This is a genomic window from Citrobacter sp. RHBSTW-00671 (assembly GCF_014103415.1).
In the GTDB taxonomy this organism is placed as follows: domain Bacteria; phylum Pseudomonadota; class Gammaproteobacteria; order Enterobacterales; family Enterobacteriaceae; genus Citrobacter.
This window is the reverse complement of sequence record NZ_JABXPR010000001.1, coordinates 4,102,513-4,124,368: the sequence shown is the minus strand read 5'-3', so window position 1 is coordinate 4,124,368 and position 21,856 is coordinate 4,102,513. Positions and strand designations below refer to the sequence as shown.

Genomic DNA, 21,856 nt, shown 5'->3' with positions numbered 1-21,856 from the left:
GTTTACTCTGAATGGCACCTACTACTGTTTTCAGTACCGAACAAGTCCTTGAGTCAATTGACGGATATCGCTTTCGTCGAGCGTTTCCCGCGCCAGCAGCTCGCGCGCACAGCGCTCCAGCACCGCGCGGTTGATGTCGAGAATCCGGTAGGCGTGCTCGAACACGCCCATCACGATGCGTCGCTCGCCGACTTCTTCTTGCGCGAGCCTTTGCCAGCGTCGCCGTGCGGCGTCTCGGTCGCCTTCGCGACATCCGGCTGCTCCGGCTCGGCCGGGGTCTGCGGTAGCTCTTTGCGTTCGAACACCACGCGTTCGGCCTTGTCGTCCCAGCGTGCGCTGGCGTGATCGCCCTTGCCGATGCTGCCACCGAGCATCTCGCGCGCCAGCGCAGTTTCCAGCTCGCTGCGGATCAGGCGCTTGAGTTCACGCGCACCGAACTCGGGTTTGTAGCCTTCTTCCGCGAAATGGTCGATCAGCGTCTGATCGAAAGTGAGCGTCACGCCCTGGCTGGCGGCGCTGCGCGCCACGCGATCGAGCTGCAGGCCGACGATGTGGCGGATCTCCTCCTTGCCCAGCGCATGGAAGACGATGATCTCGTCGATGCGGTTGAGGAACTCGGGCCGGAAGTGGCCGCGCAGCACGTCCATGACCTCGGCCTTGGTCTTTTCGTACTCCTCGTCGGCCGCCCCACGCGCCTTCAGCCGTCGCTGGATGATGTCCGAACCCAGGTTGGACGTGGCGATGATGATGGTGTTGGTGAAATCCACCACCCGGCCCTTGCCGTCGGTGAGGCGACCGTCGTCGAACACTTGCAGCAGGATGTTGTAGACGTCAGGGTGTGCCTTCTCGATCTCGTCGAGCAGCAGCACGCTGTAGGGCTTGCGCCGCACCTTCTCGGTGAGCTGACCGCCTTCGTCGTAACCGACATAGCCCGGAGGCGCGCCCACCAGCCGCGCCACGGTATGGCGTTCGCCATATTCCGACATGTCGATGCGCAACAGGGCGTGCTCATCGCCGTAGATCGATTCGGCCAATGCCTTGGCGAGCTCGGTCTTGCCCACCCCGGTCGGGCCCAGAAACAGGAAGGTAGCCACCGGTTTGCTGCCTTCGCGCAGGCCGGCGCGGGACAGCCGCACGGCATCGGCCACGGCACGGACCGCCTCGTCTTGTCCCACCAGGCGCTCGTGCAGCCGTTGTTCCAAGTGCAGCAGCTTTTCGCGCTCTTCCACCGTCAACTCGTTGACCGGGATGCCGGTCAGGCGCGAGACGATCTGCGCCACGTGTTCCGCCTTGACCTCGGCACTGCCGGAGGCCCGCTCCCGCTCCCAGTTCTCGACGAGCTTCTTGAGCTCGGCCTCCTTGGCTTCGATGCGCTTGCCGAGCTCGGCGGCCTGGTCGTACTGCTTGCGCGCGGCCACGTAATCCTGTTCACGCCGCAGCTGGTGCAGTTCGGACTCCAGCTCCTGCACGGCCACCGGCCGGGCCGTGGCCGACAGCTTGACGCGCGCGGCCGCCTGGTCGAGCAGGTCGATCGCCTTGTCCGGCAGGAAGCGCGCCGTGATGTAGCGGTCGGACAACTCGGCCGCCGCGATGATCGCGTCCTCGGAGATGCTGACCTTGTGGTGCGCCTCGAAGGTGTCGCGCAGGCCGCGCAGAATCATGATGGCCTGGGCCACCGTCGGCTCGGGCACCGTCACCGGCTGGAAGCGCCGCTCCAGTGCGGCATCCTTCTCGATGTATTTCTGGTACTCGTTCAGCGTCGTGGCGCCGATTAGGTTGAGTTCACCGCGCGCCATCATCGGTTTGAACACGTTGGCCACGTCCAGCCCGCCTTCGCCACCGCCCTGGCCGGCACCGACGATGGTGTGCACCTCGTCGATGAACAAAATCAGCTCGCCCTGGTGCTCGGTCACCTCCTTCAGCACCTTCTGCACGCGCTCCTCGAACTCGCCGCGATATTTGGCGCCGGCCACCATGGCGTTGATGTTGAGTTCCACCAGGCGCTTGTCGCGCAAGGTCTCGGGCACTTCACCCGCCACCATGCGCTGCGCCAGCCCTTCGACGATGGCGGTCTTGCCCACACCCGGCTCGCCGATCAGCACCGGGTTGTTCTTCTTGCGCCGGGCCAGCACCTCGATGGTGGTTTCGATCTCCTGCGCGCGGCCGATCACCGGGTCGAGCTTGCCGTCGCGCGCCATCTTGGTCAGGTCGCGCGAGTACTTGTCGAGTTCTGGCGTGTTGGTCGGCGTCTCTGCGCGTCCATCCTCGGCGCCCTTGCCGACCACCTTGCTGACCTGTTGGCGCAGCGCCTGCGGCGTCAGGCCGTAGCGGCGCAGCAGGTTGGCGGCCAGCCCTTCGCCTTCCTCGGCCAGACCGATCAGGAAATGCTCTGGACCGACATAAGAATGGCCGAGTTCATTGGAGGCCACGAAGGCGCGGCTGAGCGCATCCTTCACGCGCGGCGACACGCCGATCTCGCCCTCGAAGGGCTTGTCCCCGCGCTTGGCCTCAGACTCGATCTGCCGCTTGAGGTCATCGACCTTGATCTTGAACTGACCCAGGATGGTCTTGACCACGTCGCTGTCGGCCAGCGCCAGCAGCAGATGTTCGGTATCCACCTCGGAGCGGCCAAATTCGGCAGCGTGTTTGGCGGCCTCCTGCAACAAGGCTTCCGACTGTTCGCTGATGCGGCTGGCCAGCCCACTGCCGCGACGGCGCGGTGCACCCGAACCTGCGGCGGCGGGCTCGCCAAACGAGGCATCGACCACGTCATCGGTATCGGCGGCAACTGGCGTCGCGTCGTCGCCGATGCGGAAGAAGTCACTGCCGAGGAAGTCCTCGAACAGGCCGCTGCGCGAACCGAACAAGGCTTCCAGCGGCGAAACGGTGCGCTTTTGCTGGCGCACTAATTGCCGGTAATGGTCGTCGCACAACAGCATGGTGCTGTGACGACCGTTGAGATTGGCTTCCACCCGCACGGTGGCGGGTTGGCCGCAGACCTGGCATTGTTTTCTGGCCATGCTGATGCTCCTTAGAAGGTTGAAAAGGTTGAGGCGACGAGGCATCGCGAGCCGCGACACCTCGTCTCGGGCCGGGTTTTTCTTGTGACGAACGAGCCGGCGACGTCAGCCGTTGATCGGGATCGAGCGTCCCTGCTTCGGCGCACTGACCTCGCGCTTGTCGATCGTGACCGTGAGCACCCCGTTCTTGAACGATGCCTTGATCGAATCCTGGTTGGCGTCGTCAGGCAGGTTCAAGGCACGCTGAAAGCTGCCGTAGGAGCGCTCCACACGGTGGAAGCCACCTTCCTTCTTCTCCTGTTCCTGGCGCTTCTCGCCACGCACCATCAGCACGTCGTTGTCGAGGGTGATCTGGATGTCCTTCTCCTCGACACCGGGCACTTCCAGGGCAATCTTGTACTGCTTGTCGGTTTCCTGGATGTCCAGGGCCGGCTTCAGCATGCCCGACCAATCGGATGGCCACTGCGGCATGTTCAACGCCGGAAAACCGAAGCCCCGGAATGCGTCATCGAACAGCCGGTCGATTTCCCGATGCAGTTGCAGGATCGGGCTGACTGGCCCGCTCGCCGCTGGCAGGTCATTGCGCTGCACCGGCAGGGAAGAGGCGGTCTGCTGCTCTTGCTGCTCGTTCTTGAACCAGTTCCAGGGAGCCAACTTCTTGAAATCGATGTCCATGTCATACCTCCAGAAAAATTGGAAAACGAGTTACTCAAGCCCTTTGCCTGCTGCGACGGGCAGTGCGCCCAGGCGACACGGGCTGCTCGGATGACTTCTGCTGTTCACGCTTGCGCATCACCTCCTTCTTTGCTCCGGCTCGGGTCTGATCATTGATGCACTGATCGATTTCACTTTGACGAAGCCGCCACGTCCCGCCCACCTTGAAAGCCGGAATTTCCCCGTGTGCGGCGAGCCGATAAAGCGTCCGCTTGCCGACTTTCAAGTACGCAGCCAATTCATCGAGCGTGAAAATCACCTGTAGGTGCGCTTTCATCTCACCCTCTCCAATCGCGTCGCTTTGCGGTTCCGGCCAAGGAAATCCTTGCAATACTTTGTAATACTAGACCTACTATGAAAAACTTCAGGAGTCAAGAGTCAATGTGCAGCGTTCTCCCGCCCCATTGATGCAGGTCAACTGCTCAGGCAAGGCACAGGGGGGCGGCCTGATCAGGCAATGGACAGCGCCTGGCTCCTCAGCCTGCGTGTGCCACAGGCGCCTCGATCAAACACCGATCCTCACGTTGTAGCCGAGTGCCCGCAGCCCCTTGCTTGTCTGCATGTTCCTTGGCGGAAACTCGTCTGGGCGCGCCCAGACGACGATTTCCCCGAGGCTGCTCAGGCCAACGTGCGGAATTGCCCAGTCGTCGCTGCGGATCGCGTTCCAGAGTCGGGCCGAAACACTTCCGTTGCCCCAGACAACGTAGTTCAACAGTATCCGTCCGGCCAACACACCTTCCCGACACCGCCGCCGAAGGCCATGGCCCATCAAGCGGATTTTCCATGCGCCCTCAGCGCCGTACCTACAGCAAATCTTTCAAGGCCCAGGTCATTCAGGAGTGTTCTGAACCCGGTGCCTCCATCGCAAACATCGCCTTGGGCTACAGCCTCAATGCCAACCTCGTCCACAAATGGATTCGCCTGCTTACCCAGAAAACCACGGCTATCCAGCCAGCGTTCATCCCGTTGCCTTCTCAAATGATCGGCGCGGGTTCGCATGCTCAAGCGCGCTGCTGTAGATTCAATCTGTCAATGCAACACCCCTTTCAATTATCTCTTTCGGTGTTTTGAACTTCAGTGTCTTTCTCGGTCTGTTGTTTAGCTGAGCAGCAACCAGATCTAGTTCATGTTGAGTATATTGGGCAAGACATGTCTTTTTAGGAAAGTACTGCCGAATTAGCCCATTTGTGTTCTCATTTGTTCCCCGCTGCCAAGGACTCTGAGGATCGCAGAAGTAAACTTTAACGCCGGTGCTGACAGTAAATTCTAGATGTCTGGCCAGTTCCATTCCTCTGTCCCATGTCAGTGATTTTCTGAGTTCTGACGGTAAACTCAGGAATTTGTCGGTAAGAGCCTGATTTACTGAGACAGAATCTTTGCCCCTGAGTCTAAGGATGATCGTATAACGTGATTTTCGGTCTACAAGTGTGGCTATATGAGAGTTTTTTGTACCTGAGACTAAATCGCCCTCCCAATGCCCCAGAGAGCGTCTGTTATCGATATTTCGGGAACGTTCGTGAATTGGTGTTCCGTTCACTATGTTAATCGTACCTCTTTCGCCTTTGCGGGTATGACGCCTGCCATGGCGAAGGCTATGCGACCGTCGCAGATGCTGTATATTCAGGTGGTGTAGCGCTTCACGGCTACGAAAGTACAGCGTTTTATAAATTGTCTCAGGTGATATTCGCAGCGTTTTTTGACGTGGTTTTGTTCGCCTTAACCATCCTGATATTTGCTCTGGAGACCATTTCATCTCCAGCTTTTCCAGAACAAGCTTTCGCAATGGTAAATTTTGATCCAGTAAGCACGGTTTTGGCCTTTTCGCCATTCTGTTGGCTCGGTTATTAGCATCAACAGCTTTGTAATAGCGTCTGCCCCGATTACGCTGAACTTCACGTGAGATCGTCGAAGGACTGCGATTCAGCGCAGTAGCTATCGCACGAATGCTCATTTTGGCTGACAAACCAGCTCGTATCTCCTCGCGCTCAGACAGTGTCAGGTGAGCTACAGCCCGCTTACGCTCATGGGGTTTTATGCCGCCAGTATCCCTTAACATAGTGAAGATCGTTCCGGGTTTTGAACCCAGGATATTCGCTATTTCACTGAAGCCTGTTCCGTTCTTCCATAGTTCAAAAACAGAGGCTTTTTCCTCTGCTGTAAATGTTCGTCTCATTCAAAAAACCTCCGCAACCCCATGTTTTCACATAACTGTTGCGTTGACCAATTGAATCTACAGTAGCCTTTTTTAATATTTCATTTTCCATTTCAATACGTTGTAGCTTTTTCCTGAGCTCACGGATTTCAATTTGTTCCGGGGTAATGGGGGAGGCTTTTGGTGTTTTTCCCTGCCGCTCATCACGTAATTGTTTCACCCATCGCGTCATTGTGGAAAGGCCGACATCCATAGCGCTGGCTGCATCTGCCACGGTGTAATTCTGGTCAACGACCAGTTGAGCGGATTCGCGTTTAAACTCTGCGCTGAAATTTCTTTTTTTCATTATGGCACCTGTGTTGTTCTGAGGTGAGCATATCACCTCTGTTCAGGTGGCCAAATTCAGTAAACCACTTCAAAGCAGGCGTCATGATGACCCAAGGCACTTTGGTGGATGCCACCATCATTGAGGCACCCAGCTCTACCAAGAACAAAGAGCAGCAACGCGATCCGGAGATGCATCAGACCAAGAAAGGCAATCAGTGGCACTTTGGCATGAAGGCCCACATTGGTGTCGATGCCAAGAGTGGCCTGACCCACAGCCTGGTCACCACCGCGGCCAACGAGCATGACCTCAATCAGCTGGGTAATCTGCTTCATGGAGAGGAGCAATTTGTCTCAGCCGATGCCGGCTACCAAGGAGCGCCACAGCGCGAGGAGCTGGCCGAGGTGGATGTGGACTGGCTGATCGCCGAGCGTCCCGGCAGGGTAAAAACCTTGAAGCAGCATCCGCGCAAGAACAAAACGGCCATCAACATCGAATACATGAAAGCCAGCATCCGTGCCAGGGTGGAGCACCCGTTTCGCATCATCAAGCGGCAGTTCGGCTTCGTGAAAGCCAGATACAAGGGGCTGCTGAAAAACGATAACCAACTGGCGATGTTATTCACCCTGGCCAACCTGTTTCGGGTGGACCAAATGATACGTCAGTGGGAGAGATCTCAGTAAAAACCGGAAATAACGCCAGAAATGGTGGAAAAAATAGCCTAAATAGGCTGATTCGATGTGTTTGCGGGAAAAAAATCGGCCCAGATCCGCGAAATTTTAATCAGCGAGTCAGCTTGGGAAGAAATGACCTGCTTATTCGCACCTTCCCTGACTGCCCCCACACACACCATAACAGGGATATCCCCAGCAACCTGTTTTGCCAGAGTCGCGACACGTTTGCGCTGCTCCGGGGTTAGATAGGCGTAGCTACCGGTAGACCCCAGAATACCCATTGAATCCACCCGTGCCGTCGTAAGGCGGGCCAAAATATTATTGAATCCCTTTTCATCGACGCCGTTGGCGGTAACAGGGGTCATTGGGAAAGCAGACAAGCCGGTGAACATGGTGTTTCTCCTCAATGGTATTACGGTTGTTGCTCTTCAATGAGAGTTACGTCAACCCGCAGACCTGGCATCATTGCTTCGAGGCCATCGGTCAGCATCTTCCCGGCTTCGTGAAGTTTTTCCAGTGGCATTTGCGGCAGACTCTCCAGAATAAACCACATGTACTGTGCTTCCACATCTAAGCGGGTTCTGACTCCTTGTCGCCAGTTCCAGCGACGGCAGGTCACACCGGCATCATCACGCCAGATAACTTCACCTTGCGAAGGATATTCAACGGCGATTTCACCCTCTTTTACCGTATCAAACGGCTCAGTGCCTGTTGCCACAACGAGGCGTGGTAGCCCCTGATAGGCAGCAATGTTCTCGCCCCCCACCGGCACGGCGTAGCGAAGGCTAACGGCATTATAGAGATCAACGATGGGGTCAAGTGCTGGCATCGCGCCGTCACGTAATACACGCTTACGTAACGCATCAGCTGAACAAGGGGTGCGTTTAGGCTTAGCGCCAAACGTCTGAAAAATCTCAGCCCATGCAGCTAAATGCGATTCTGCCCACTCAGGCTCACCGACAAGAACCGCTTCACAAGCTTCTCTCAGCGCTGTTTCACCAATATCAGGGTTCAGCACCGGCGCAGCGTTTACATAGATACTGAGTGCCCGGAAACCGGGTGCAATACGATAAATTTCAGGGGCAATTGACGGAGATACTGTTAACACGGAATAATCCTGTAATGACCAATTTAAATCATGATAATGACCAATGACTAAAAAAGTCAATTTAATGACCGATGCTGGTTCGATTGCCAGCACAGTAAATGAAGCTGTATCTCAGCGGATTAAGCTGTATCGCAAACAAAAAAAAATCTCCCTTGATGAACTCTCCCGCCGGGCGGGCGTCAGCAAGGGTGCACTGGTTGAAATTGAGGGGTGCCGGGCAAATCCCAGTATTGCTCTGTTGTGCCGCCTGGCCGTCGCGATGGAGGTTTCGGTGGCAGACTTTGTGGATGTCAGTTCGAAACCAACGGTGCATCTCATCGCTGAAGAGGAAATCCCCGAATTATGGCAAGGCGAAAAAGGTGGACGAGCCAGACTGCTTGCAGGATCAGGTGGCCCTGATATGACCGAGATGTGGATGTGGGAAATGCAACCGGGGGAAAAGTTTGCTTCCCCCGGCCACACAGATGGAACGCTTGAATTGTTTTACGTCCAGGAAGGCACACTCACACTGGGTGTACAAGATCACCTGTATCAAGTGAACACCAACTGTTCGGCAACCGCGAGAACAGACGTTGCGCATTGCTATGAAAACCGAGGAGCGAGCCCATTGGTGTTCATCATGACGGTACATGAGAAATCATCCTGAGAGTTACCCAACATACCGTTCGGTCCTGTCTCGTCACATATTCGTTTACAAGGAGTTAATCAGTGGATAACCCGCATCTCAGTTTTACTAAAGACCTGTTTACGGTCACAACCGATCCCGCCTTTTTTGAGCTGGAAGCCATTCATGATTACCTTTCGCAATCGTCCTGGGCTCCTGGTATTGATATAGAAACGGTCAGTGTATCTATCCAGAACAGCCTTTGTTTTGGCCTACTGGATGGCACAAGACAGATCGGTTTCGCCCGTCTGGTGACAGACTTTGCCACTTTTGGTTATTTGTGCGACGTCTACGTGCTGAACGACTATCAGAAAAGTGGCCTCGGTCGTTGGTTGATTGAATGCTGTCACGCCCATCCATTGATGTCACGCCTGCGACGGATAATGCTGGTCACTGACAGCGCCCCTTGGCTATACCAGAAAATGGGGTATCTCCCGTTGAACCGACCAGACTTTGTCTGGCAGATCAACCGACCAGACATGTATCGTAAAACCGAAGGTAAATGAAGACTGTTTGGAGAGTAATATAGACTGTCAATCCGTAGGGCTGAGCATCTGCTGCGGAATAATTTGGCATATTCGCGAGACAACGTTGAGACGTCTGCTTGAGGCCCGGAACTTAATGTCAACTTAGCCATAGCCCATCTTCCACTTCTTTGCGCTATCTCGTTTATGAACCTAGTCATTCCGGGTATCATTTTGCGATTAGCATTCCAAAACCAAATTTAAGATAGGCATGTTTGCACTATCGCTGCGATCGCCCCTGAGGATTTTCATGAACAACGCCGAACAACAGTTCCTGAACGAGCTGGATAACAAATTCTGGAAAGCCGCCGACAAGCTACGCGCCAACATGGATGCCGCCAACTACAAGCACGTGGTGCTGGGGCTTATCTTCCTCAAGTATGTGTCCGATGCCTTCGAGGCGCGTCAGCAGGAGCTAATCACCTTGTTCCGCGATGTCGGCAACCCGGACAACATCTATGCCATGTCGCGCGACGGTTACGACTCTGATGAAGAGTACGCACAGGCGATTGTGGATGAACTGGAGGTGGAAGATTACTACACCGAAAAGAACATCTTCTGGGTGCCGAAAGCCGCGCGCTGGGACACGCTGAAAAACAAAGCCATGTTGCCGACCGGCACCGTGCTGTGGGTGGATGAAACCACCGGCAAGGATGTGACGCTGCGCTCTGTGTCCTGGCTGGTGGATAACGCGCTCGATGAAATCGAAAAAACCAACCCGAAGCTGAAAGGTATTCTGAACCGTATCAGCCAGTATCAATTGGGCAACGAAGTGTTGACCGGGCTGATTAATACTTTCTCTGACGCCAACTTCAGCAACCCGGAATATAACGGCGAGAAGCTCAACTTAAAGAGCAAAGATATTCTCGGTCACGTGTACGAATATTTCCTCGGCCAGTTCGCGCTGGCGGAAGGCAAACAGGGCGGCCAGTATTACACGCCAAAAAGCATCGTGACCCTGATTGTTGAATGCCTACAGCCGTATAACGGCCGTGTGTATGACCCGGCGATGGGTTCCGGCGGGTTCTTCGTGTCCAGTGACCGTTTTATTGAAGAGCACGCGGGCGAGAAGCAGTACAACGCCGCTGAGCAGAAGCAGAAAATCTCCGTTTACGGTCAGGAATCCAACCCGACCACCTGGAAGCTGGCGGCGATGAACATGGCAATCCGTGGCATCGACTTTAATTTTGGTACGAAAAATGCCGATACCCTGCTGGACGACCAGCATCCGGATCTGCGCGCCGACTTCGTTATGGCTAACCCACCGTTCAACATGAAAGAGTGGTGGAGCGCGAAGCTGGAAAACGACGTGCGTTGGAAATACGGCACGCCGCCGCAGGGCAACGCCAACTTCGCATGGATGCAGCACATGATCCACCACCTGGCCCCTAAAGGTTCGATGGCATTGCTGCTGGCTAACGGTTCGATGAGTTCTAACACTAACAACGAAGGTGAGATCCGCCGCAACCTGATCGAAGCCGATTTGGTGGAGTGTATGGTGGCGCTGCCGGGTCAGCTGTTTACCAACACCCAAATCCCCGCCTGTATCTGGTTCCTGACCAAAGACAAATCCGGCGGCGACGGCAAAGCACACCGTAAAGGCGAAGTGCTGTTTATCGACGCGCGCCAGATTGGTTATATGAAAGATCGCGTGCTGCGTGATTTCACGCGTGAGAATATCGCCAAAATTGCCGACACCTTCCACGCCTGGCAGGCGGATAAAGACTATGAAGACGAAGCCGGGTTCTGCTTCTCGGCCACGCTGGACGATATTCAGAAAAACGACTTTGTGCTGACCCCTGGGCGCTATGTGGGTGCTGCCGAGCAGGAAGAAGATACTGAACCCTTTGCCGAGAAGATGGCGCGACTGACGGCTCAGCTTAAAGAACAGCTGGCAGAGAGCGCGAAGCTGGAAGCGCAGATTAAGGCGAACCTGGGGGGGCTGGGTTATGAGTTTTGAAACTCTTGAGAATTTATCAATAAAACTAATTGATGGTGATAGAGGTAAGAACTATCCAAAGCAATCTGACTTTTTTGATAGAAGTGATTGCCTCTTTTTATCTGCAAAGAATGTCACTAAAAATGGTTTTGAGTTCACAGATTGCTCTTTTATTTCAATGGAAAAAGATCATCAACTGCGAGCTGGAAAATTAGAACGGAATGATATTGTTCTTACTACTAGAGGAACGATAGGAAACTTGGCTCTCTATGATGAGTCTGTCAGCATAAGTAATGTCCGAATTAATTCTGGCATGATTATTTTGCGCCCAAACACAACGATGTGGAATCCAAGGTTTCTCTATTTTTTATTGAATTCAGATTTAGTTATACAGCAAATTTTGGCTCTAACTTCTGGATCTGCCGTTCCTCAGTTACCAGCGAGAGATCTTAAGAAATTTGTATTACCTGTCGTCCCTTTAAGTAAACAAAATAGGATCGTGGAAATAATAGGGGCGATTGTTGATAAGGTTCAGATAAACCGCGTAATCAACCAAACCCTCGAACAAATGGCACAAGCCCTGTTCAAAAGCTGGTTTGTCGATTTTGAACCGGTAAAAGCCAAAATGGCAGTGCTGGAATCGGGCGGTTCGCAGGCAGACGCGACGCTTGCGGCCATGTCAGCGATTTCCGGGAAAGATACTGATGCGCTGGAGGTTTTTGAGCGTGAACACCCTGAGCAATATGCCGAGCTAAAAGCCACGGCAGAACTTTTTCCGTCTGCAATGCAGGACAGTGAGTTGGGAGATATTCCTGAAGGGTGGTATTTACAACGATTTTCTAATATTGCGACACTTCATTACGGAAAAGCACTTAAAAAAACAGAACGTATAGAAGGACCTTATTCGGTTTATGGTTCAGGTGGCATCACTGGCTCACACAACAGTTATCTCGTTGAAGGTCCAGGTATTATAGTTGGCAGAAAAGGTTCTATCGGCACTCTGTATTGGGAGGATGGAAAGTTCCATCCAATTGATACCGTTTATTATGTCGAAAATAAAGAAGGTGTTCCACTAACCTATCTCTATTATTTAATGGGGACATTAAATCTTTCAAGTATGAACACTGATGCTGCTGTTCCTGGATTAAATCGGGATAACGTTTATCGGTTGGAAACCATAAATCCAGAAATAGCTATTTTGAATGAATTCAATAATCATGTGTCTGCGTTGAGAAATATGATTCAGAGAAATAAGAGTTCAACAGAAACTCTAACCCAACTCCGCGACACCCTGCTCCCAAAACTCCTCTCGGGCGAAATCACCCTGCCGGACGCCGAGCAGGCGGTAAGCGAGGTGGCAAATGTATAAAGTCGATAAGCCGACCAATAGCTTGCACTCTTTGCAAGAGGTGTCGTTTAGCAGCCTCGGTTATACCGAGCGCTATCACCTGCAGGAGTGGCTGGCAAAAAACCCCCAAGCACTGACCCGCGATAATGACGACGAACTGCTAATTATTCAGAAAGAATTCGCCGGTTTTGACGACACCAAAGAGCGGCTCGACCTGCTGGCTATCGATAAACAGCGCAACCTGGTGATCATCGAAAACAAGCTCGATGACTCCGGGCGCGATGTGGTATGGCAGGCGCTGAAATATGCAGGTTACTGCGCCAATCTGCGTAAAGAGCAGATCCTCGACATCTTCCAGCTCTATCTCGATAAATACGAACCGGAAGAGACCCGACCGGCGGCGGACGTGATGGCGGAGTTTCTGGAGTGTGAAAGCCTGGATGAAGTGCAAATTAACCAGAGCCGCACCCAGAGGGTGATGATGGTGGCGGCGAGCTTCCGCAAAGAGGTCACCAATACCGCGCTATGGTTGATGCAGTTTGGCCTGCGTGTGCAGTGCTTTAAGGTGAAACCATACAAATTCAATGACGATGTGTTCGTTGATATCCGGCAGGTGATCCCGACGCCGGAAGCGGAATCTTTCATGATCGGCATGGCGCAGAAGGAAGCCGAAGAGCAGTCCACCAGCGGCGAGCTGAAAACCCGCCATCTGCTGCGCAAAGCTTTCTGGACTAAAATGCTGGAGCGTCTGAAAGCCAGTTCCTGCACGCTGTACAAGAATATCAGCCCGTCAACAGACCACTGGCTTAGCGCCGGTTCGGGTATCAGCGCACTTTCTTACAATATGATTTTTAGTAAGAAAGAAACCCGCGTTGAGTTCTGGATTGCCAAATCCTCAGCGGAGAGCAACACCTTTGCCTTTAACTGGCTGTATGAGCGTAAAGCGGCGATTGAAGAGACATTTGGTCATGCGCTGAAGTGGGAACCGCTGCCAGGCAAAAAATCCTGCCGAATCTCCTTTGCCACACCTGCTACCAGCCTCGATGAAAGCAACTGGCCAGCGATGATCGACTGGCTGCTGGTCAACCTGACGGCGTTTGAAAAAACGCTCGATCCTTTTATCGCCCCACTGAATATGGCACTGAAAGAGATTTCAAACGCGCCGGAAGAAGTGGAAGAGCCTGCGACAGAGGAAGCCTGATGCTGAGCGAAGACGATTTAGAACAGCAGTGCCTGCAATGGTTTGCTGAACAGGGGTGGGAAGTGCTGCATGGGCCAGATATAGCGCCGGATGGCGACAACCCGCTGCGTGCCTCCTTTCATGATGTGTTTCTGCGCCCGGTGATGCTGGAGCAGCTGCAAACCATCAACCCCCATCTCCCTGTTGTCGTGCTGGAAGAGGTGATACTGCGTATCGTCCATGCTCAAAGCCCGGACTTGGTCGTCAGCAACAAAGCCTTCCATCATCTGCTGCTCGACGGTGTACCCGTTGAGTACAAGCAGGAAGACAAGGTTATCCACGATAAAGCGCTGCTGATGGATTTTAACCGCACCGCCAATAACCGCTTTATGGTGGTCAATCAGGTGGCGATTCAGGGCATAAAACAGGTACGTCGCCCGGATGTGATTGGCTATATCAACGGCCTGCCGGTGGCGGTGCTTGAGCTGAAAAGCCCGATTGATGCCAGTGCCGATATCTGGGCGGCGTTTAACCAATTGCAGACCTATAAAAACGAACTGAGCGACCTGTTTATCTGCAATGAAGCGCTGGTGGTGAGCGACGGGCAAAATGCGCGTATCGGCTCTCTGACCGCTGATGAAGAGCGTTTTCTGCCGTGGAAAACGGTGGCGAACGAAGATGATAAACCGCAGTTTCACTGGCAGCTTAAAACGGTAGTGCAGGGCTTCTTTAATAGCGAACTGCTGCTCGATTACATTCGTTTCTTTGTGCTGTTTGAAAACGATGGCAAACGGCTTATCAAAAAGATTGCCGCTTACCATCAGTTCCACGCGGTGCGTGAAGCGGTTGCGGCAACGATTGTGGCCTCTACCGGTAAACATCTTCCGCTGCGCAGCAACATTACCCCCGGCAGTAAAAAAGCGGGCGTGGTGTGGCATACCCAGGGCTCCGGCAAAAGTATCTCCATGTGCTGTTACGCCGGAAAGCTGCTGCAACAAACAGAGATGAATAATCCGACCATCGTCGTGGTGACCGACCGTAACGATCTTGACGGGCAGCTCTACGCCACGTTTTGCCAGGCGCATGATTTACTCAAGCAAACGCCGTTACAGGCCAACGACCGCGACGAACTGCGCGAGCTGCTCAACGCCCGTGAATCCGGCGGCATTATCTTTACCACCGTGCAGAAGTTTGCGCCGCTGGACAGTGAACAGAGCCATCCGGCACTTAACGTCCGCAGCAACATCGTGGTGATTTCCGATGAAGCGCACCGCAGCCAATATGGCCTGAGCGCCACGCTGGACCGGCAAACCGGGGCCTATAAATACGGCTACGCCAAGCATATGCGCGATGCGCTACCGAATGCGTCGTTTATGGGCTTTACCGGTACACCGATTGCGTCTGAAGATAAAGATACCCGTGCCGTGTTCGGTGATTATGTCTCGATCTACGATATTCAGGATGCGGTGGATGACGGCGCGACGGTGCCGATTTACTACGAATCCCGCTTGGCAAAGCTCGACCTGAACCATGAGGAGCTGGAAACGCTCTCCGATCAGGTGGATGAGCTGGTGGAAGATGAAGAGACCGGACAGCAGGAGAAAACCAAAGGTGACTGGAGCCGTCTGGAAAAGCTGGTAGGTTCTGAGCCACGCATCAAACAGGTCGCGGCCGATCTGGTTCAGCACTTTGAAACACGCAATGCGGCGATGAATGGCAAGGCGATGATAGTCGCCATGAGCCGTGATATCTGTGTGAAGCTCTACAATGCCATCACCGAGATCCGCCCAGACTGGCACAGCACGGATGTCGAACAAGGGGCTATTAAAGTCATTATGACCGGCTCGGCATCGGATAAAGACCATCTCCAGCCACACATCTACAACAAGCAGACTAAAAAGCGCCTTGAAACTCGGTTTAAAGATTTAAACGATCCGCTCAAATTGGTTATAGTCCGTGATATGTGGCTGACCGGGTTTGACGCGCCGTGCTGCCACACCATGTATATCGACAAGCCGATGCGTGGCCACAACCTGATGCAGGCCATTGCGCGTGTTAACCGCGTGTTCCGCGATAAGCCCGGCGGGCTGGTGGTCGATTACATCGGCATTGCCAACGAGCTGAAGCAGGCGCTGAAAACCTATACCGACTCAAAAGGCAAAGGGCAGACCACCGTTGATGCCCGGGAAGCCTTCGCTATCCTGCTGGAAAAAATCGATATCATTCATGGCATGTTTGCGCCCTCGGCAGGAAAACCCGGCTTCAGTTATGCGGGCTTTTCTTGCGACCCGTTAGCGTTCTTGCGCGATGCGGTGAACTACATTCTGGGGCTGGATGACGGTAAAAAACGTTACCTCGATGTCTCTCTGGCGATGAGTAAAGCCTGGTCACTGTGCAATACGCTGGATGAGGCGAAACCCTTACAGGAGGAATTCGCGTTTCTTTCGGCGGTCAGGGTGGGGCTTATCAAACTCGATCCGAAGGCAAAGTTTAGCCAGTCCGAAAAAAACTCGCTGCTGAGCAAGATCCTCGATAACGCGGTTGTCGCGACCGGGGTTGAGGATGTCTTCGCACTCGCCGGGCTGGATAAACCGAACATAGGTTTGCTGTCCGATGAGTTTTTGGAAGAAGTGCGGGAAATGCCGCAGCGTAATCTGGCAGTGGAACTGCTGGAAAAACTGCTCAATGACGGCATTCATGCCCGTTCGGGCAATAACGTGGTGCAGCAGAAGAAATACTCCGACCGACTGAAAGCGGTGCTACTCAAATACAATAACCGCGCCATTGAGACCGCGCAGGTGATTGAAGAGCTGATCCAGATGGCGAAAGCGTTCCAGGAGGCGATGGCGCGTGATGATGCGTTAGGGCTGACCCCGGATGAAATCGCCTTCTATGATGCGCTGGCTGAAAATGAAAGTGCAGTGCGTGAACTGGGCGATGATACGCTGAGAAAGCTGGCCATCGAAGTGACATTGAAATTGCGGCAGTCCACCACCGTGGACTGGCAGGTGCGTGAAAGCGTGCGTGCCCGATTGCGTATTCTGGTGCGCCAGACGCTGCGTAAGTATAAGTATCCGCCGGACAAAACGCCGGGCGCCGTGGAACTGATTTTGAAGCAGGCAGAAGTGGTGTCGAACAGCTGGACAGTCTAAAACGTTCATCGATTATCTTGACGGAGGTGGTTCAATGTCGGTTACTGTAACAGTTGAAAAAGTAGGGGCGGCATTTGCATTGATCAAATGCCACCATAGGCCTGAAGCAGAATATGAATTTACTGGTGAGTTTCTCGGGCTTTCACACGAGCTGAAGTTTGCAGGGAAGAATTTACGAGAACTGAGAGAAACTGGCTGTTCTATTTATGAAATTTATCAGGATGAATACGGCATGACCTTACTTCCTGATCATCCCGGCATTAAACTGGCCGAAATACTAGCGGTATCAAATATAGGACTGAATAAATTTTCGGTTTACATGGGATGTCGCGAGCAAGAGATAGTTGAATTGTTGAACGGTTCAGTTTCACTGACGAAAGCTATGGCACTCCGGTTATCGCATGTAGTCGGTGGAAGTTGGTCGAAGTGGATGTTAATTCAAGAGCAGTTTGAATTACAGTTGGCACAACGAGAGATTAAAGAATTAATGATTTTGACTAATATCGGGGATGAGGTCGTTGGATTATAGTAAAACAACCATCTTTAACTGATGGGTTTGGCCTTTCCATCTATAAGAAAGGCCATTGCTGTAAAAAATAAATTAACCGCGACTGCAGCCGAAGCTACGGTCGCCATCTCCATATGCTTTTGTATCGAGTTTAGCTAGGTAGTCGAAGCGATTCAGTAATTTATTGTATTCTCCTTCAAAGTTAAAATCATTGACGTCTAATATATAACGACAATTTTCAGGGTAGTGAACTAATCCCGGATAATCATCCAGTTCCAACCCCAGGGCACTGTACCATGCCCTTACAATCATCATCCGTAAATTGCTTTCAGCCTCATAATCACCTAAATGGTAATAAGCATCTTTGTTAAAAAAAAGACCAAGATGAAAATGACATTTCCCCTCTTCGGAAAACTCCCTTACCCAAACATGACGAACACGATTTGAATATATTCTTTTACCGTTGGCGGCTCTGGCTCTCTCATTGGCCTCCAACATGGCATTTAATGCATTACGGAAACGGGATATGGCACCAGGCTCTAGATTAGGAAAACAGCAAACAGTATCACCTCTGTCTAGAATGGGGGGGTAATGTACATCAACACGTAATGCCATTGTTCTGGGGAATTCACTGAGTGCATCATTGACGACTCGTTCAATATTTTTTTTATAGGCGAGCACATGCTCACCATGTGAACCATGATATAATTCCATGTTTCGATCCTGTAGCTAGTCCTACGGCTTTCGATAGCCGTATATAGTAATATGATAAGACATAGTTGAATGTCTGTAATTAGCTATGTTAATTAACTGTTGATAGTAATGATTGCTATATAATACCTTTCCAACAATTGAACTTGTTATCAAGCCAACATCCATGCAGTAAAAAACTTAAAAAGTAACTCTGCAATTATAATCACCCAAAGATACCATTATCCCAGTATCTTTTTACCGTGGAAATGCTTATTCCTAAGATCTTTGCCACCTTGGATTGAGAATAATGCTTAGCCTTCTCATTCTGAATTAGAGGGAAATATTTACTTCCTTCAGGTCTTCCCTGTATTTTCTTTGAGTTTGTATTGTTAGTAGGCATCTTTGTCCTCCTCTAGCTATTGGACACCAACTCCATACTGGTGAGATGTATGCAAACTAAGTGGTTATGCTTAACATTGGTATCAGAATGTATGGTTAACTTCACCGTTAAAGGGGTTAATGATGATGGCGTCTCTTCCTTTTATAGCCTTTTGAGGTGCATCGCCTTCGGCAATGACCGGAACCATTACCGCTAGATCATTTGTGTAATAAATTGGTATCCAGCAATAGCATGATTGTTCAGGGTGGATTTTATTTCGTTTCAACACTGCTTCAACTCCAAATGTAATAAGTTCAAAGATTGGCATAATCACAATACTGCTAAAATCAAAAAAATAATCATCATAAACTGTTTCTTTTATCAGAATGATATTCGATAACCCTCCTGCAATAAGATGTTTGTGATTCACGCGTCGATCTGTGTAAATGAAAATTGCTTTTTTCACATGAAAACTTTTTATAATGCATGAGAGCTTTTCATGAATTAATTTTTTTTCACTCCTCCCCATCTTATCATGAGGTATTTTGTGTGCATAAAAATCCTGATCGATAACTTCGTTCCTGTGTCGAATGTGAGTGTTCCATACAGAGTAAAAAAACTCTTCGTAGGTTAATTTCGGCTCACTCCGTGCTGTTAAGGATTCCTTCTCTTCAAAAATACAGCCTAATGTTGACTCTAAAGTTTGAGCTATATGATATTGCGATGTTATTTTATTTAATACTGGGGCAGTAGCGTTTAACAAAAATGATATCACTTCTGATCTGGAGTATCCTTTTGCACGGCTATAGTCATCAATTGCATCAATAGTAGATTTTTTGTTTGCGCTGAAAGTGATGCGTTTTTTCATATGTATCCTTGAATTTCGTTAATGTAAAATGTGATAAACAGTGATGATTTATTCTATGCTATTAATGGATTGTTTATGTTAATTAAGCCAGCTATTCTTTAGAATAGCTGGTGAGTTATTATCCTGAGGCCTATGTTAGTTACAAAATGCTGAGAAGGTTAATAGGAATCTATCAATGTCTTTGCGTAACCAATAATGTCGGCTGTTAATTTTCTTGGGGCGCGGTAAACCATTAGGCAGTTTGTCTTGGCAAAGCCATTTTCTAATTGTTTGGGCTTTAAGATTTAGTAGATGTGCTAACTCACCTGTGGAAACAAGCTCAGATAGAGGTGTTTTAGATTGCTCATATATGCTCATGCTACCACCTCAATGATTGAGATGCAGGCATATACAAAGAGTAATGAAATTAAAAGGGAAAGAAAGGACCAAAAAGAAAACGAAAAATTCAAGCTTGAATAAGCCTCAGGGTCAGGGTCACTACCTTCGCTTGAACCGGATGAGGTACTTTTAGTTGATTTAGACGCATTACCTTGCGAGTTTTCGGCCTGATTTTTGTGCGAGATGTTACGTGCAAAAAAAACTCCCAAAGTTTTATCACGATTGTTTTTTTTGTATACAGAGTTTTTTTCATTAAGGTGTCCAAGAGCAGCTCGAATCCTGATGTTCATCTGTCTTTCCTGAAATATGGACTCAGCACAGGTTTGTCGCTGCTTACTCGAACGAACAACTATGATCTTACGCACGGCTCGTACTATTCGAGCCTGTGAGCTTGTTTGCGCAGAACTCATCAAAGAATTATACATAATGCTATATCTCCTGATTTAAAAGTGGACGATGGAATTTAAACCTTAAAATATACTTATGTCAACAATAGGTGTGACTCTGTAATCTATTGATATTAAATGAAATCAACACATATCAACGGTTATTTTTTTGCAAAATTTGCTTGCTGTAAGATCCACCTCTCAATTTTTTCATGCCATTTCCTTAATAAATCTAATGGGCGGCGGCGATAGTGTTTCTCCGCTAAAGCACTAGGTTTATGCCCCATTATCTGAGCAACAATTCCTGTTGGCACTTCGACCCATTCGGCCAGAGTACCGAAGCTACGACGTAAACCATGAAGGCTGATATGTGGCAAGCTTGCCTGACTTAATGCTCGATTATGCGCCTTTCGCGGCTCAACAATTCTACCGCTCTTACTATCACTACAGAAAACCCAGCCGTCAGTACTAGTGTCAACATTCGAAAGCTTGGCAAGTTCACACAAAATAGATGAGACATATGGCGTCAGTGGAATCGTTCGTTCACCTTCGACCTTATCTTTAATACGCATACTGGACCATTTGAAATCAATATCGGACCAGCTAAGGGATGCGATTTCCTCACGCCTTGCACCTGTCAGCAAAAGAACTTGAAGATAAGTTGAGATCACCGGATTGCTTAGCCGCTTTACTTCTGCGAACCAACCTTCCAGCTGTTCCTTTTGAAGACAGTCATCGGCCTTGCTGGCTGAAACCGGAACCATTTTTCTGACATTGCGATCTTGCGTGATGTCGGAAAGAATAATGCCTTGATACAGCTTATGGTCATTTACCCATTTCAAGAATGTACGAAGTATACGGTAAGCATTGGCCGTAACGGTTGGGCGGGTCTGCCTTTCCCTTGTTAGCCACTCTGTAATGAGAACTGGAGAGATTTCAGATAGCGGTAAATCAAGGAAAAATGCTAACGGCGCGGCAATAGTTAAACCACCACCCACCTTTCTGACATTCCCACCACGGTCAGAAAGCCTGATATGGTCCGCAAGGTATCGCGGAGAATAAGGGCGTTTAGTTTTGGCACTGATGCCCGTTTTCAGTTCCTTTAGGTATTCTTCCCATGGGGCAGAGAACATAACTTTCCCTCTGCGTGATTCAGCCTGCTGTGATTCTACGGCAGCAATTTTCTCGGCCTTAGCAATTCTGGGATCTATCCCTGTATCTATAAGCGTCTGAAGTCGCCGTGCTTCACTACGGGCATCATCAATTTTCCAGTCACTAATCTTGCCAATCGTCATACGTAGAGTTTTACCAAGAAACACACTCTGGAAGATAAATGCTTTTGTCCCTTTAGTTACACGGCAAGCCAGCATTGTTACGTCTGAATCCCAAAGAAACTCTTGTGATTTTCCGTCAGTCAGCTCGAATTTACGCAACCGTTCAAAGGTGAGTTTTTGTCTGGCAAGCGCCATTTGTTGCCTCCTGAAAGAATACTTACACCGAATTCTAATGTAACGGCTGGTGTAAGTAAATTAGAGCTATAAGCATCAACATCGATCAATTTACATCAACACGACATTTCAGTTATTATCATGTTTATAAAGAAATTTATTTATTTTTAGGTGATTATTTAGAGCCTTAAAAGCATATAACCTTCGCACTTCTAAGCCGTAGGTCGTAGGTTCGAATCCTACAGGGCGTACCATTCTCACATTCTTCTAATGTCTTCCAAAGTCTACAAAATCCAGCCAATACGCACGAAAGCCATAAATTTCATTATCTCACGGTCTACATTCGTCTATAGACATCTACCCCAAAATGGGGGCATGTATCTTGAAACATTCCCC

The 21,856-nt window shown here is 50.6% G+C and carries 20 protein-coding genes and 4 pseudogenes; 9 read left to right on the top strand and 15 right to left on the bottom strand.

Annotated elements, in window-relative coordinates; all coding sequences use genetic code 11:
* Positions 1-30 precede the first annotated feature (30 nt).
* The 5 genes and pseudogenes from HV261_RS28025 to HV261_RS19705 form a co-directional block, all read right to left on the bottom strand.
* Positions 31-255 (bottom strand): annotated as a pseudogene (locus HV261_RS28025) (hypothetical protein); the annotation flags it as partial.
* Positions 171-3,020: a heat shock survival AAA family ATPase ClpK gene (gene clpK / locus HV261_RS19720; protein WP_016154561.1), complete on the bottom strand. Its 2,850-nt coding sequence runs from the start codon at positions 3,018-3,020 to the stop codon at positions 171-173. The pseudogene HV261_RS28025 and the gene clpK, both read right to left, overlap by 85 nt.
* 105 nt (positions 3,021-3,125) lie before the next feature.
* A complete protein-coding gene (gene hsp20 / locus HV261_RS19715) occupies positions 3,126-3,695 on the bottom strand; it encodes a small heat shock protein sHSP20 (RefSeq protein WP_000350435.1) in 570 nt (189 codons plus the stop codon).
* A gap of 34 nt (positions 3,696-3,729) precedes the next feature.
* Positions 3,730-4,011, bottom strand: coding sequence for a helix-turn-helix domain-containing protein (locus HV261_RS19710; protein ID WP_000643630.1), 282 nt, complete (start codon positions 4,009-4,011; stop codon positions 3,730-3,732).
* Between the two features lie 228 nt (positions 4,012-4,239).
* The gene (locus HV261_RS19705) at positions 4,240-4,503 is read right to left on the bottom strand and encodes a hypothetical protein (protein WP_001295708.1); all 264 of its coding nucleotides are present in this window, start codon (positions 4,501-4,503) and stop codon (positions 4,240-4,242) included.
* Positions 4,504-4,517: 14 nt separating this feature from the next.
* Here HV261_RS19705 and HV261_RS28020 point away from each other — a divergent pair, with 14 nt between their 5' ends.
* Positions 4,518-4,805: a transposase gene (locus HV261_RS28020; RefSeq protein WP_023326114.1), complete on the top strand. Its 288-nt coding sequence runs from the start codon at positions 4,518-4,520 to the stop codon at positions 4,803-4,805.
* On the opposite strand, the gene HV261_RS19695 is transcribed toward HV261_RS28020, so the two are convergent.
* Both HV261_RS19695 and HV261_RS19690 read right to left on the bottom strand, forming a co-directional pair.
* Positions 4,756-5,907 (bottom strand): IS30-like element IS30 family transposase, encoded by a 1,152-nt coding sequence (locus HV261_RS19695; protein ID WP_001254932.1) that lies wholly within the window; start codon positions 5,905-5,907, stop codon positions 4,756-4,758. The genes HV261_RS28020 and HV261_RS19695 overlap by 50 nt on opposite strands.
* Before the next feature lie 67 nt (positions 5,908-5,974).
* Positions 5,975-6,232: pseudogene (locus tag HV261_RS19690) on the bottom strand (transposase); the annotation flags it as partial.
* Between the two features lie 71 nt (positions 6,233-6,303).
* Between HV261_RS19690 and HV261_RS19685 the strand changes: the two are divergent.
* Positions 6,304-6,894: pseudogene (locus HV261_RS19685) on the top strand (IS5-like element ISKpn26 family transposase); the annotation flags it as partial.
* Between the two features lie 137 nt (positions 6,895-7,031).
* Here HV261_RS19685 and HV261_RS19680 read toward each other — a convergent pair.
* Both HV261_RS19680 and HV261_RS19675 read right to left on the bottom strand, forming a co-directional pair.
* A pseudogene (locus HV261_RS19680) lies at positions 7,032-7,277 on the bottom strand (dihydrodipicolinate synthase family protein); the annotation flags it as partial.
* A gap of 20 nt (positions 7,278-7,297) precedes the next feature.
* Complete coding sequence (locus HV261_RS19675) at positions 7,298-7,993, bottom strand: B3/B4 domain-containing protein (protein ID WP_019077727.1); 696 nt, start codon at positions 7,991-7,993, stop codon at positions 7,298-7,300.
* A 43-nt stretch (positions 7,994-8,036) separates the two neighbouring features.
* On the opposite strand from HV261_RS19675, the gene HV261_RS19670 reads away from it, so the two are divergent.
* The 7 genes from HV261_RS19670 to HV261_RS19640 all read left to right on the top strand — a co-directional run bounded on the left by HV261_RS19670 (position 8,037) and on the right by HV261_RS19640 (position 17,329).
* Positions 8,037-8,639, top strand: a complete 603-nt coding sequence (locus HV261_RS19670; RefSeq protein ID WP_202039222.1) for a helix-turn-helix domain-containing protein — start codon at positions 8,037-8,039, stop codon at positions 8,637-8,639.
* Positions 8,640-8,701: 62 nt separating this feature from the next.
* Positions 8,702-9,163: a GNAT family N-acetyltransferase gene (locus HV261_RS19665; protein ID WP_019077728.1), complete on the top strand. Its 462-nt coding sequence runs from the start codon at positions 8,702-8,704 to the stop codon at positions 9,161-9,163.
* A gap of 268 nt (positions 9,164-9,431) precedes the next feature.
* Positions 9,432-11,141, top strand: a complete 1,710-nt coding sequence (locus HV261_RS19660) for a class I SAM-dependent DNA methyltransferase (RefSeq protein ID WP_048785447.1) — start codon at positions 9,432-9,434, stop codon at positions 11,139-11,141.
* Positions 11,131-12,489, top strand: coding sequence for a restriction endonuclease subunit S (locus HV261_RS19655; RefSeq protein WP_048785445.1), 1,359 nt, complete (start codon positions 11,131-11,133; stop codon positions 12,487-12,489). Before HV261_RS19660 ends, HV261_RS19655 begins: the two co-directional genes overlap by 11 nt.
* On the top strand, positions 12,482-13,669 hold the full coding sequence (locus HV261_RS19650) for a DUF4268 domain-containing protein (protein WP_202039221.1): 1,188 nt from the start codon (positions 12,482-12,484) through the stop codon (positions 13,667-13,669). The genes HV261_RS19655 and HV261_RS19650 overlap by 8 nt, the downstream gene beginning before the upstream one ends.
* Positions 13,669-16,800, top strand: coding sequence for a type I restriction endonuclease subunit R (locus tag HV261_RS19645; protein ID WP_049099569.1), 3,132 nt, complete (start codon positions 13,669-13,671; stop codon positions 16,798-16,800). The genes HV261_RS19650 and HV261_RS19645 overlap by 1 nt, the downstream gene beginning before the upstream one ends.
* A gap of 34 nt (positions 16,801-16,834) precedes the next feature.
* Positions 16,835-17,329, top strand: a complete 495-nt coding sequence (locus HV261_RS19640) for a helix-turn-helix transcriptional regulator (RefSeq protein WP_049099570.1) — start codon at positions 16,835-16,837, stop codon at positions 17,327-17,329.
* A 72-nt stretch (positions 17,330-17,401) separates the two neighbouring features.
* Here the strand turns inward: HV261_RS19640 and HV261_RS19635 are convergent, their stop codons facing one another.
* The 6 genes from HV261_RS19635 to HV261_RS19610 form a co-directional block, all read right to left on the bottom strand.
* Positions 17,402-18,022, bottom strand: a complete 621-nt coding sequence (locus HV261_RS19635) for an inovirus Gp2 family protein (protein WP_049099571.1) — start codon at positions 18,020-18,022, stop codon at positions 17,402-17,404.
* 202 nt (positions 18,023-18,224) lie between these two features.
* Positions 18,225-18,401 carry a DNA-binding protein gene (locus HV261_RS19630; protein ID WP_049099572.1) on the bottom strand — a complete coding sequence of 59 codons (177 nt, stop codon included), beginning with the start codon at positions 18,399-18,401 and terminating at the stop codon, positions 18,225-18,227.
* Positions 18,402-18,483: 82 nt separating this feature from the next.
* Positions 18,484-19,248 carry a YagM family protein gene (locus tag HV261_RS19625; RefSeq protein WP_112150072.1) on the bottom strand — a complete coding sequence of 255 codons (765 nt, stop codon included), beginning with the start codon at positions 19,246-19,248 and terminating at the stop codon, positions 18,484-18,486.
* Positions 19,249-19,383: 135 nt separating this feature from the next.
* Positions 19,384-19,605, bottom strand: a complete 222-nt coding sequence (locus HV261_RS19620; RefSeq protein ID WP_072004856.1) for a helix-turn-helix domain-containing protein — start codon at positions 19,603-19,605, stop codon at positions 19,384-19,386.
* Complete coding sequence (locus HV261_RS19615) at positions 19,602-19,916, bottom strand: hypothetical protein (protein WP_032180900.1); 315 nt, start codon at positions 19,914-19,916, stop codon at positions 19,602-19,604. The genes HV261_RS19620 and HV261_RS19615 overlap by 4 nt, the downstream gene beginning before the upstream one ends.
* Positions 19,917-20,173: 257 nt before the next feature.
* Positions 20,174-21,481 (bottom strand): tyrosine-type recombinase/integrase, encoded by a 1,308-nt coding sequence (locus HV261_RS19610; RefSeq protein WP_049099574.1) that lies wholly within the window; start codon positions 21,479-21,481, stop codon positions 20,174-20,176.
* Between the last annotated feature and the right edge of the window lie 375 nt (positions 21,482-21,856).